The 12,409-nt window shown below is 61.7% G+C and carries 11 protein-coding genes and 1 pseudogene; 8 read left to right on the forward strand and 4 right to left on the reverse strand.

The window, feature by feature from the left end:
• Positions 1–190: 190 nt before the first annotated feature.
• Positions 191–1,515 (forward strand): annotated as a pseudogene (locus QRM95_RS10735) (ISL3 family transposase).
• Positions 1,516–1,647: 132 nt separating this feature from the next.
• On the opposite strand, the gene QRM95_RS10740 reads toward QRM95_RS10735, so the two are convergent.
• From QRM95_RS10740 to ald, 3 genes are all read right to left on the reverse strand, one after another.
• Positions 1,648–2,142, reverse strand: coding sequence for an HtaA domain-containing protein (locus QRM95_RS10740; RefSeq protein WP_242703048.1), 495 nt, complete (start codon positions 2,140–2,142; stop codon positions 1,648–1,650).
• A gap of 488 nt (positions 2,143–2,630) precedes the next feature.
• Complete coding sequence (locus QRM95_RS10745) at positions 2,631–2,888, reverse strand: hypothetical protein (RefSeq protein ID WP_133830829.1); 258 nt, start codon at positions 2,886–2,888, stop codon at positions 2,631–2,633.
• A 66-nt stretch (positions 2,889–2,954) separates the two neighbouring features.
• A complete protein-coding gene (ald, locus tag QRM95_RS10750) occupies positions 2,955–4,070 on the reverse strand; it encodes an alanine dehydrogenase (protein WP_166183130.1) in 1,116 nt (371 codons plus the stop codon).
• Positions 4,071–4,207: 137 nt separating this feature from the next.
• Here ald and QRM95_RS10755 point away from each other — a divergent pair, with 137 nt between their 5' ends.
• The 5 genes from QRM95_RS10755 to QRM95_RS10775 all read left to right on the forward strand — a co-directional run bounded on the left by QRM95_RS10755 (position 4,208) and on the right by QRM95_RS10775 (position 9,437).
• Entirely contained in the window at positions 4,208–4,690 is a 483-nt protein-coding gene (locus QRM95_RS10755; protein WP_056387789.1) for an Lrp/AsnC family transcriptional regulator, read from the forward strand.
• Positions 4,691–4,891: 201 nt separating this feature from the next.
• A complete protein-coding gene (locus QRM95_RS10760) occupies positions 4,892–5,314 on the forward strand; it encodes a PAS domain S-box protein (RefSeq protein ID WP_205679365.1) in 423 nt (140 codons plus the stop codon).
• Between the two features lie 37 nt (positions 5,315–5,351).
• Positions 5,352–6,131: an MBL fold metallo-hydrolase gene (locus tag QRM95_RS10765; RefSeq protein WP_133830826.1), complete on the forward strand. Its 780-nt coding sequence runs from the start codon at positions 5,352–5,354 to the stop codon at positions 6,129–6,131.
• Positions 6,132–6,322: 191 nt separating this feature from the next.
• The gene (locus QRM95_RS10770; protein ID WP_133830825.1) at positions 6,323–7,048 is read left to right on the forward strand and encodes a winged helix-turn-helix transcriptional regulator; all 726 of its coding nucleotides are present in this window, start codon (positions 6,323–6,325) and stop codon (positions 7,046–7,048) included.
• A 232-nt stretch (positions 7,049–7,280) separates the two neighbouring features.
• Complete coding sequence (locus tag QRM95_RS10775) at positions 7,281–9,437, forward strand: amylo-alpha-1,6-glucosidase (RefSeq protein ID WP_133830824.1); 2,157 nt, start codon at positions 7,281–7,283, stop codon at positions 9,435–9,437.
• 198 nt (positions 9,438–9,635) lie between these two features.
• Here QRM95_RS10775 and QRM95_RS10780 read toward each other — a convergent pair whose 3' ends face one another.
• Positions 9,636–10,031 carry a cupin domain-containing protein gene (locus QRM95_RS10780; protein WP_133830823.1) on the reverse strand — a complete coding sequence of 132 codons (396 nt, stop codon included), beginning with the start codon at positions 10,029–10,031 and terminating at the stop codon, positions 9,636–9,638.
• 285 nt (positions 10,032–10,316) lie between these two features.
• Here QRM95_RS10780 and QRM95_RS21165 point away from each other — a divergent pair, with 285 nt between their 5' ends.
• Entirely contained in the window at positions 10,317–10,616 is a 300-nt protein-coding gene (locus tag QRM95_RS21165) for a heavy-metal-associated domain-containing protein (protein WP_133830822.1), read from the forward strand.
• 224 nt (positions 10,617–10,840) lie between these two features.
• The gene (locus tag QRM95_RS10790; RefSeq protein ID WP_166183129.1) at positions 10,841–12,274 is read left to right on the forward strand and encodes an MFS transporter; all 1,434 of its coding nucleotides are present in this window, start codon (positions 10,841–10,843) and stop codon (positions 12,272–12,274) included.
• The last annotated feature ends 135 nt before the right edge of the window (positions 12,275–12,409 follow it).

The following is a 12,409-nucleotide window of genomic DNA, read 5'->3' on the forward strand; positions in this document are numbered from 1 at the left end:
ATGCCATATCCGTCGTGATCGGATGCGCCAGGTATGTGGCCCTTCGCAGATGAGCGTGGTTAGTGCTGGCTGAGACTGTCCCCGCCGGGCATTGGATGTTGTCGGTGCGGCGTGGTGCGGTGGGAATAAGGTCAGGGCCTCTTTGAATTGGTTGCGGCCAAGCAAACCAACACCCAAAAGAGACCCTGACATGAATAACTCTATGTCTTGTTCCGGTGGCCGCTGGTGCACGCGCGCCGGATGCGCTGCTCGGTGTCGAGGGCCTCCACATCAACTCCGTCACAGCAACCGCCAACGGCCTGGTTCTGCACGTCGAAACCGGTGAAACCCTCAGTGGCTGTCCGGGCTGCGGCGTCGTCGCGGTCGGGCACGGCCGCCGGCCGGTTCGTCTCCATGACACCCCGTGTTTCGGTCGTCCGGTGCGGCTGCTGTGGGCCAATCGCGTCTGGCGCTGCCCCGACCCGGACTGTCCGGGGGAACACCTTCACCGAGGAACACCCGTTGGCCGGGCCGCGGGCGAAACTCACCGCCCGGGCAGTGGCATGGGCGACCGACGCGCTGCAGCGTTTCGACACTTCCGTTTCAGCCCTGGCCCATCAGCTCGGCTTTTCCTGGCACACCGTCTGGGACGCCATCAAGGCAGAGGCCACCAGGCGCATCGGCATCACGGAACGGCTGGCCGGCGTGAACGCGCTCGGCGTCGACGAGCATGTCTGGTCACACACGGGCCCGCCGGGATCCGGCATGGTCACCGGGATCGTGGACCACACACGGGACGCCCGCGGCATAGTTCACGCCCGGTTGCTGAACCTCGTTCCAGGACGGTCCGGGAAGGCCTACGCCGACTGGCTCAAAGAGCGCGGTGCCGCCTTCACCACCGGCATCAAGACAGCGGCCCTGGATCCGTTCCGTGGCTACGCGAACGCAATCCGCGATGAATTGCCAGAAGCCATCACCGTCCTGGACGCGTTCCACGTCGTAAAACTCGGATCGGCCATGGTCGATGAGGTCCGCCGCCGCGTCCAGCAGGACACCCTCGGACACCGCGGCCGCAAGGGCGATCCGCTCTACGGCATCCGCCGGGCGCTGCAAGTCGGCGCCGAACACCTCACCGACAAACAAACCGCCCGGCTCGACGCGAAGCTCACCCTCGGGGACCCGCACCACGAGGTCACCCTGGCCTGGCAGTGCTACCAGAAGCTCCGCAACATCTACCACGCCAGACCCGAGCGAGGCAGGGAACTAATCAACGAAGTGATCGCTTCGTTCCCGTCCTGCCCGATCCCGGAAATCTCACGACTGGGCCGGACGCTCAAACAATGGAAGGCAGCGATCCTGGCCTACTTCGACACCAACGGCGCCTCCAATGGACCCACCGAAGCGATAAATGGCGTCATCGAAACCACCCGCAGAATCGCCCGTGGCTTCCGCAACTTCACTAACTACAGACTTAGATGCCTACTCGCCGCCGGCGGCCACCGCCCCTACCGGATCAAACAAACGAACCATGCCTAAACGCGAAGGGCCAGGTATGTTGAAGCGCCTACGTATCTTGAGCTCCTTGCAACAAACAAACGCACCCGTGTCTTCAGGTGTTTCCCAGCACCGGCCCCAAGCGGTGTCGAACAGGTTCCCTCAAAGACGACGTCACGGTACTTTCACGAAGGATGGTGCTCTCATGGTCAGCGGAGCCAGGGTCTCTCCGGCTGAGTAGCTGTCTGCGAAGACAGCCGCTCCTGCGCTGGTCAACGCTACCTGGACATTCGCCCACATGGTTACGCCGTCTTCCACCGACACCGCCGGCAAACGGAGATCGGCGAGCTGCACCGTCTCGTTTCCTTGCTCGATGGACAGGCATGCCCCGTCCGGCCCGACTTCTATTTTTGGGTTGCAAATTGCGACCGACATAAGCCCATGGTGGGCGAGGAAGCGCGCCTCCCCACCGAACTGGAGCACAAAGTGGTCACCGGCAGACTGGTCCAGGCTCTTGAACGGGAAATAGAACTGCCGGGTATTGGTCACGGCAGCACCGTCACGCAAGAGTATGCGTCCGTCATGCATGGACTGCACGTAGCGGACAAAGCTGTCTTTGACCGCCCATGCCATGCCGAGATCTGCTCTTTCAACAGTGAGTTCGGACATCAGGGTTCCTTTGTCGTTGCCAGGTTGCACAGGGCCGGTGGCGCTCCCCGCTCTCTGACACACCAGGTAGGGGAGGGGCTTGCGGCTGTTCATCTTCGACCATTTTCGTGGCGGTTCAGGTGATCGACATGTACTGCGGGCACATCATTCGCGCGGACCGTGTGCCTGGCGCCCATCGGAAAGGACGGTCGTTGAGGTTACGAGCCTGCTGGGGGAGCGCTGATGGGCGCGGCCCGTCAGGCCGGGTCTGAATTAGAGTGCCATATTCAGTCGTTCAGACGCGATGCACTCGTAGACGAGCCCGGGAGGAATCCGGTGGCAGAGCTCCAGGGTGTAGGACCAGGGGCCGTGCCAGGTGACAAGAACACCTGACGCTTCACTGTTGTCCCGTTGGGAACGCAGCCTGGTGATTGCTGCTGACAATTCATTATCACTGTGAAACCGTTCCCGATGCTGTACGTATCCAGCCGCCTTGGACTGCCCGCCCCTCATGATGCAGCCTCCCGCTGGAAGTCAGGGCAACGGCTGAACCTCTCGGTTTCCCACTTGTAGTCGACCCACACGTTGAAACCGTCTGCCCGGTGAAATAGCCGGCGGGGCTCAGCGCCGTCACTGTCGAGCCACAGGATTTGATCATCGTCGGTGACTGCATCGACAACTCCGCGCCGGATCTCCTCATCCTGAAGTTTAACAATGACCGGCTGGCCAATCAGCGGCTGCCACTTGGGTTGCAGGTGAAATGCCATTCGATGCTTTCCCTTCCTGTGAAGCGGGCCGTGTCTGCCTTCTATCGGGCAGACACGGCCGATGCCTTAAACCGTTACCAGGTCCTGCCAGTCGGCGAGGTCATGCCCGTGGGCATCGCTGACAGACTTGTGGGTGACCTTGCCTGCCGCCACGTTCAGACCGCCGGCGAGAGCGGGGAGCCGGTCGAAAGCACCCTTGACGCCGTAGTTGGCCAAAGCCACCGCGTAGCGGAGCGTGACGTTGGTCAGGGCGTAGGTGGAGGTGTTCGGGACAGCGCCGGGCATGTTGGCCACGCAGTAGAAGATCGTCTCGTGGACCTTGTACGTGGGTTCCTGGTGCGTGGTGGGGTGGGTATCTTCAAAGCAGCCGCCCTGGTCCACGGCGATGTCAACGAGCACCGAGCCGGGCTTCATCCGGGCCACGAGGTCGTTGGTGACGAGCTTGGGTGCCTTGGCGCCCGGGATCAGGACGGAGCCGATGACGAGATCAGCATCGATAACGGACTTTTCGATCTCGTATGAGTTGGACGCTACGGTCTTCAGGCGGCCCTGGTACTGGGCGTCCAGCTCGCGCAGCCGGTTGATGTTGATGTCCAGGATGGTGACGTCGGCGCCGAGGCCGAGCGCCATGGCCGCGGCGTTGGTGCCGGCGACGCCTGCACCGAGGACGACAACCTTGGCGGGACGGACGCCCGGAACGCCGCCGAGCAGCACACCCTTGCCCCCTGCCGGCGCCATGAGCGAGGTCGCACCGACCTGGACGGAGAGCCGGCCGGCCACTTCGGACATCGGGGCGAGCAGCGGCAGTGCCCGGCCTTCCTGAACGGTCTCGTACGCGATGGCGGTGACACCGGATTCGACAAGCGCCTGGGTCAGTGCGGGTTCCGCTGCAAGGTGCAGGTAGGTGAAAAGTAGCAGGCCCTCACGGAAGTGCCGGTATTCGGATGCCACGGGTTCCTTGACCTTCATCACCATGTCGGCCCGCGCCCAGGCCTCCTCTGCGGTCTCGACGATCTCGGCTCCGGCAAGGGCGTACTCCTGATCGCTGATGCCGGAACCGGCGCCGGCGCCGGTTTCCACGAGCACGTCGTGGCCGTTTGCTTTGAATTCGTGGACGCCGGCGGCAGTGATCGCGACGCGGAACTCGTTGTTCTTGATTTCCTTGGGGACGGAGATGATCATGACTCATGCTTTCTGAGGGGATTGATGCTTGTGGGCAAAAGAATGACAGAAAATGCGGAAACGTGAGCCCTGCTCGCAGGATCTGCGGCAGAATGGAAGCAGCTCATTAATTCCTGCATTGTGAGGAGCGTTACAGAGTGTCGGACTCGCAGAAACTGCAACAGGTGCCATTGGACGAAGTGGACCACAAGCTTCTTGGCCTGCTGTCCAATAATTCAAGGCGTACCAATCAGTCGTTGTCGGAGGCCCTCGGACTTGCGCCGTCAACCTGTCTTGCCCGCCTCAAGGCGCTCAAAGAGTCGGGGGTAATCAAGCGCTTCACCGTCGAAGTCGCACCCGAAGCAATGGGCCTGCCCCTCCAGGCCCTGGTCAGCGTGCGGCTTAGGCCTGGGGCCCGGCACCTGATGAATGCCTTCGGAAATGAGTTGCGGGACCTGCCCGAGATCAAGCAATTCTTCGTTCTTGGCGGTGCAGATGATTTCCTGATCCACATCACGGCCAGGAATACCGAGCACATCCGTCAATTCGTACTGGACCATCTGTCATCGAATCCTGCCGTCGCAGGCACCCAGACCAACCTCGTGTTCGAGCATGGCCACGGAACCGCCTTCGGACTCTAGGGATCTGGGACAAATGCCGCCGATGGCCCAAGCCAAAGGGCATCCCCGTTTTTCCCGACATCTGCGGCAGGCCCTGGTCGGCGAAACAGCAGGGACGCTGACTCCTTCCAGTCCATGTATTGCACTAGTGGGGGGCGGCCCCACCTGCTGCAATGGCAATACGAGACGCGAAAGAGTCGCTCATCAGGGAAAGGAGTCGAAGTGTCATCCTCAGATGCACATAACCCCGACTTTCAGAAAATCTTCGAAAGTCTGCCGAACCAATACATCATCGTCACCCCCGACAGAACGATCGTCGCTGCCACTGACTCGTTCCTTGCATCTACGGGAAAGAGCCGCGAGGGAATCGTCGGCATGGACATCCTCGAGGCTTTTCCGGACAACCCGGACAACCCTGACGCCAAGGGAACAGAGATTCTGCGCAGCTCCATCGAGCGTGTTGTCGAAACCGGCAAGATCGATATTCTTCCGCCTGTTCGCTATGACATCGAGAACTCAGACGGGATTTTCGAGCCCCGGTGGTTCCAGCCCCTGAACGCTCCGGCTTTCGACGATGACGGCAAGCTCGTCTATGTCCTGCACGGGGCGGAAGACATCACGGCTCAAATGACGAGCAAGAGCTGAACCCCGGCCGCCACCGACCCGATAAAGGACTGAAATTATGGACGACGTCAAAGCAACCCTCATTGGAGGACCGACCCTGCTCCTCGAGATCGCCGGCTACCGGATGATCACTGACCCCACCTTCGATTCCCCCCAGGTCTACCACCACCCAATCGCCGGACCCGTCATCAAGAAGCTCGCCCCCAGCGCCACCCCCGAGGAGCTTGGCCACGTTGACCTGGCACTCGCCTCCCACGAGCACATCGACAACCTGGACGTGGCCGGCCGGGGTTTTCTGACGATGGTGCCGCTTGCCCTCACCACGACGGAGGCTGCGAAGAACTTCGGCCCCAACGTCCGCGGGACCAGCGACTACGAGACTCATACCGTTACGCTTCCCGATGGCAGGCAGATGAAAATCACGGCAGTGCCGGCGCATCATGGCCCGGAGGGCGTGTGGGACGCACTCGGGCCCGTTATTGGCTTTGTCCTCGAAGCAGAGGGCATGCCGACGATTTACATCAGCGGTGATAACTCCGAGCTGGATATCGTGCGCGAAATTGCGGATCGTTTTCCAGCCATTGATATCGCTGTGCTCTTCGTCGGCGGCGCAAAATTCGATGTGATCGCAGATGGCGCGTACATCACCCTCAGCAATGACCGGGCCCTGGAGGCGGCCAAGATCATGGGTGTCAAGAAGGTCGTTCCAGTGCACGAGGATTCGTGGGAACATTTCAGCCAGAATGCGGACCAGATCAGCAAGCTTTTCGCCGATGCCGGGCTCAGCGAACTCCTCATCGCCTTGAAACCGGGGGAGTCTGCAGACATCCGGCTCTAGCAAACGGACCGCAGAATCGAAGGTTGGACGGTTATCGGCCAACCTTCGATTCTTGCTTAAAGGCAGAACCGGTGAAGGCCTGCGACGGACAGGCGGGCATCAACTTATGTGCGTGGCGCACACACAGCACCTCGAAGGGTCGGGAAGAATGGTGGCAGCACAACTCACGGATCGCTTGGAGCTCAGGGACGATGACGACCATTGCGGAGCAGTTCACCCGGGAACAAGACGACCTGGCGAAAACAGCAGGGCGCCCGAGTGCCGATTATTGGTCGATATCACAAGGGCTGCGGCTGCTGGGTGACCGCTGGTCCCTATTGATCGTGCGCGAACTCCTCTGCGGTGAAATGGGGTTCAACGATATGTCCCGGGCCCTGCCTGACCTTTCGCGGACACTGCTTTCCCAGCGGCTCAAGCGCCTGGTCCAGCTGGAGCTTGTCGTTCGCAACGATGAAACCGGCCCCCGCGGCTCACGACGCTACAGACTGACGCCGGTCGGCTACGCGCTGCGGCAGACCTTGGAGTCGCTGGGCCTCTGGGCGAGTCATTGGCATGCGCCCTTTGAGAATGACCTGCGGACAGGGCTTGGCACGCTGCTCGAACACATGGGCCGCAGCCTTGTGACAGATTCCCTGCCCAGGAAGTCGATTGTCCTGGGGTTCGAGTTCGACAACGTCAGGGGAGCTCCCCTTCATGGCTGGATCTGCACAGAGAACAGCAAGACAACCGCGAGCATCGGCCGCGCAGAACGTGTCCCGGATCTTCAGGTTCATGTCGCCCCGCGGGTGCTCTACGACCTCTGGTGGGGTCTGCGCCGCTGTGAGGAGGCGCGGCAGCTGGGCTCCATCGGGTTTGTTGGCCCGCAAGAGTGGGCTGCGGACTTCTCCGGCTGGTTCGCCCCTCGGGCAGCTTCCTAACGGTCAGCGCCCACCATACGGTGCCCCGCGGTTGACAGGCCCGCCGTTTCCCGGCTTCCTGCTATACAGGTACGTTGCACTGGGTCCTGTTTCTGGATGCCATGCAGGGATATGAAACAGGGTCTACACCCCTTAGCCGGGGGAGAGTAGGGTCAAGTAAACAGAGGTGCCGTCGCCCAAGCGTGTCTAAGAGACCACGTTGTGCCGGCGCTGCTTTCTTGGAGGAACCAGGATGGCTGGATGGAATGCTGACACGGCTGCCGGCCCAGTAGGGGCAGGGACCGTCACCCTGGTCGAGGAAACCTCGTTCTGCATTTCTTTGCCCAATGGCGACATTCATCCCGAGCACCCGCATGGCCTGTTCGTGCAGGACACCCGATTCCTGTCCCGCTGGAACCTGACAGTCAACAGTCATCCGCTTGAGTCCCTCGCTGCCGAGACGCGCGAGCCGTTCCGGGCCCTGTTTGCAGGTCGCGTTCCCCGTTCCGACGGATATGCCGACAGCCCGCTGATCGTGGAGCGCCTGCGGGAAGTCGGCGCGGGTATTCAGGAGCGACTTACCGTCCGCAATTATTCAACCAAACCCGTCGAATGCGCGATTTCCCTCGAGGTTGAAGCTGACTTCGCGGACCTTTTTGAAGTGAAGGAAGCCCGGATCCAGCGTGCGTGGGACGCAACCCGGTACGTGGATGGGGACCAGCTGACCATTTCCGGTGTCTGGCAAGGCATGCGAAAACGGGTCGTCATTCAGGCTCCGGGAGCAGAGGTGAAGCCGGAGGGGGTCACCTTTCTGGTATCTGTCCCACCGCAAGGGGACTGGAGCGCTGTCGTCAGTGCCCGGGTTGAGGTTGAAGGCTCTGGCCGGAGCGCCACCCTTGTCCACCCTGAGGGGGAGGAGTTGTCCCCCAGTGACCGGCGCCGCAAGGAATGGGTTGCCAGGATTCCCGTCGTTCGCATGGGTAACCGATCCATTGAGCGTACGTTACGGCGGAGCTACGACGACTTGGGTGCCCTCCGGATCGAGGATCCGGATCATCCCGAACGCGTTGTGGTGGCGGCAGGTGCGCCGTGGTTCATGACGCTCTTTGGCCGGGATTCCCTGTGGGCCTCGGAAATGGCGTTACCGGTGGATCCCTCACTGGCTTTGGGGACGCTGCAGACGCTGGCGGACCGGCAAGGAACCATCGTGGACCCGCTGACCGAGGAGGAGCCCGGCAAGATCCTGCACGAAGTAAGGCTTAGCCTCAATGCCGGTTTGGCCCTTGGAGGCAACTCAGCCTACTACGGGAGCGTCGACGCGACTCCGTTATTTGTGGATGTGCTCGGAGCCGTCAGCCGGTGGGGATTCGGAGCAGATATTATCGCCGGTTTGCTGCCCCACGCGGACCGCGCCCTGGAATGGATACGTCACTACGGGGACAAGGACGGCGACGGTTTCGTCGAATATGAACGGCTCAACGACCAGGGCCTGATAAACCAAGGCTGGAAAGACTCCTGGGACGGCATCAATTTTGCCGATGGAACACTTGCGGAGCCCCCGATCGCGCTCTGTGAAGTCCAGGCCTATGTCTATGCTGCGTATACCGCGCGTGCCTGGATGGCATACGACGCGGGCGACACGGCACGGGGAGATGATCTCGCCGATCGGGCGGCGGAACTGAAGCGGAGATTTAACGAGCAGTTCTGGATGCCGGACCGGGGGTACTATGCAATCGCACTCGACGGCAGGAAGCGACAGGTGGACGCGTGTGCTTCCAACATGGGCCACTGTCTGGTCTACGGACTCGTAGACGAGGACAAGGCTCCGCAGGTTGCCGAGCGGCTTATGTCTCCGGAGATGTTCAGCGGCTGGGGTATACGGACCTTGGCCAGCAACATGGGCGCATATAACCCGGCCAGCTATCACAACGGCTCGGTATGGCCCCACGACAATGCAATCATCGCTGCCGGTCTGTTGCGATACGGCTTCGTGGCGGAAGCACAGCGCATTACCACTGCGATATTGGAAGCCGCCGAATTCTCGGGCGGGCGCTTGCCCGAGCTCTTCTGCGGCTTCAGCCGTGATCAGTTCGCCGAACCCGTACCCTATCCAACGGCGTGTTCGCCCCAGGCTTGGGCAGCAACGGCCCCGATCCTCCTGGTGACGAACCTGATGCGGTACGACGTTCATGTCTCCCGTCGGGGACTGTGGATGGATCCTGTGCTTCCGGAAGCCTATGGTGATCTGCACATCACCAACGCACCTGTGGGTGGCGGCCGGATCACCATCGACATCGATAGGTCCGGCCCCTCTATTCAGGGCCTGCCTGAGTGGATGGAATTTCGACGCGGACATCGGCCATGGATTACGGAACTGGTCGAACAGGCAGACCGCCGACGACGGAAGTAGGCAGCCTGACTGTCGTCGACACCCTCGATGTTACAGCGCCGCCATCCCCTCTGGGACGAAGCCGGCGAACAGTTAGATGATGACTTCTGGCACGCCTCCCGTTAGGCGCGGCGACTTGCCCAACGGGAGACGTGGCATGATGAGCGCTATCTTCAGCGCTCATCGTGCCCGCACTTCACATGGCGCCTACGCGCCCGCTCAGTGCTCCGGCCAGTAGTCGTAGACGTCACTGGTCCCACGCATGAATTCGATAAAGACGCAGTCCCTGTCCCCGACGGTCCATGCTTCATGCTCCGGCGGCAGCATCATAAGATCTCCGGCTGAGAATTCCTCCTCGGATCCGGTACGCTGGCGCACCCCCAAACTGCCTTCCAGGATGTAGGCGACATGCGGCATGGGACACATATCCGTGTCGAGAATTCCGGTCTTGACCGCATCCTCCGTCACTGATGCTCCCACCGGGAAACGGACGAGAAGGGCGCTGGCCCCGTCAAGGGTCACCATCCTTTTCGTGATCCGCCCGATAGTAATGAGTTCGTACTTGTCCTCGTCGACAAAATTGGCCTTCTGCATACGTGTGAGGTCTACAGCCATAGTTCTTCCTCTGCTCCTTCGTCGTGTAAAGCGTCCGCAGTGACGCCTTGTTTCAATTCAGCGACCTGCTCTCTCTACCGGACAAGTACGAAAGCTGTACTGACCCCCATACCGCAGGCACGCATAAACGGCGCTCAAATCTACCCACGTTGCGCACTATACCCCCGGGGGGTATAGTGGATGCGTTGTCAGTGACAAGGCATGTCCCGGCCGGTGCCAACACCCGCTTTCACGGCCCGTCAACCCCAGCGCCCATTGATGCTCCATCAAGGAATGGAAACTGACATGTTTGAATCTGGAAACCGCACTGAGCTTCCCCTCGCCTCGAGTGCGGGATGCAGTTGCTGCACAGCCAACGTCTTTTCGCAGCCCACCTCCTCCGCTGCTGAGCTCACTCTCGAGGGCCTAACCTGCCGGCATTGTGCCCAGACAGTCGAGAAGGCCGTCCTGGTCCTTGAGGGAGTGGATTCTGTGGCTATTGAGCTCGTTCCTGGTGGCCTTTCCCGCCTCCTGATGGGCGGCAAAGCCGCCGCGGCTGCTGTACGCCAAGCCGTCATTGCCGCCGGTTACGTGGTTAGCGGCTAGTAATTCCCTGGAACTTCACGCCGCAAAAACGGCCCAGAAGTTGGCGCCCCCTCCCGAAACAGGAGGCATCGAAGCGCGCCCGCGGGCGAATGAATCCCTCCACAACTGGCCAGCGGGGTCCACCCGAACCCCAGCAGGCCGCGCAACCCCAAAAAACACCCGACTCGGGTACCCCCTGAACTTTCTGCGGGCTCTGCTGCCCGCCAATTTGTAGAGGACATGCTATGACCGGAAAAACAGGACAGCGGCGCGGATTGGTGCCGTTGCTGGTGATCGCGACCGCACAGCTGATGCTGGTGCTCGACGACTCCATCGTGAACATCGCGTTGCCTAGCATCCAGCAGGAACTCGGGGTGAACGCCGTGCATCTGCCCTGGATTGTGAATGCTTATAACCTCACGTTCGGGGCTCTGCTGCTCCTGGGCGGTCGGCTTGGCGATCTCTACGGACGGCGGCATGCATTGCAGGCCGGTCTCGCCCTCTTCGTCATCGCATCGCTGGCCGGGGGTCTTGGCCCCAACAGCGAGACCCTCATCGCCGCCCGAGCGGTTCAGGGGCTGGGAGCAGCACTGGTTGCGCCCAACGCCCTGGCCCTCATTGCGACAACCTTCTCCGAACGCAAGACCCGTGATGCAGCCCTGTCGCTGTACGGCGCGATGTCCGCTCTCGGAATTGTGGTGGGATTGCTTCTTGGTGGCGGCCTGACCGACACCCTCGGCTGGCGGTGGGTCTTTTTCATCAACGTACCCATCGGCATCCTCGTGCTCCTGGGCAGCCGGACCTTGGTGAGCGCAGGACGGCACGCCGGGAGTCTCGATGTCAGGGGCGCCGTATTGGGAACCAGCGGCATGGTCGCCCTGGTGTACGCAATTACCCGCTTTGGCGAGGAGGGTTTCGCTGACCCTCTGGGCCTTGGTCTGGTAGCCGCTGCAGCCCTGCTGCTGGCTGCCTTCATCGCCCTGCAATCCCGCAGCAGCACGCCGCTGGTCCCACTGGGGCTGTTCCGGGACCGTGGCCGCGCTGGCGCATACGCCTCCATGCTGCTGCTAGCCATTGGTCCCATGGGCAGCTTCTACGTGATCACCCTCTATCTCCAGCAGGTTCAGCATTACGGCCCTCTGCGGACCGGTGCCAGCTGGCTGCCGTTCGCGGCAGGGCTGGTGCTCGGGGCAGGGGCCGCGCCTAAGCTGCTGCTGAAGATGGCCACGCGCCTCATCGCAGCAGCGGGGGCACTGCTCAGTGCCGGGGCTGCCTTCTGGTTCTCCTTCATCCAGGTAAACACGAACTACTGGCTGCACCTGGCACCGGCCATGTTCATCCTCGCCCTTGGGTTCGGTCTCGGCATTATCGCCCTGACCCAGGCCGCCGTATATCACACGAAGGAAACCGAGGCCGGAATTGCCTCTGCGCTGCTGAACTCGGCCCAGCAAATCGGCGTTGCCCTCGGACTGGCCGTTTTGGCAGGCGTTGCTGCAACGGTCAGCAACAGCAGCCAGCATTCGGCCGTCACCGAGGCAGGCCAACTGGTCGCCGGATACGGCAGCGCACTTGCCGTCGCGGCTGGGCTGCTGGTGGCTGCAGGAATACTGGCTGCAGCTACCTTGCCTTCCCGAACCGCGGCACAGGCCAACGCCCCCGCTGCGGCCGGAATTCATTAGGCGGACCCGGACAGGGACTGTCTCCAGTGACGAGAAGGTACAGCATGCGCGCCCCTGTGCCTGGGCGCGCATGCTCGGCGACAGGTATCGTCCGCTCGAAAAGCGCAGCTAGAGCCTCGCCTAGATACCACCGGG

Source organism: Pseudarthrobacter sp. efr-133-R2A-89, from assembly GCF_030209315.1.
Taxonomy (GTDB): Bacteria; Actinomycetota; Actinomycetes; order Actinomycetales; family Micrococcaceae; genus Arthrobacter.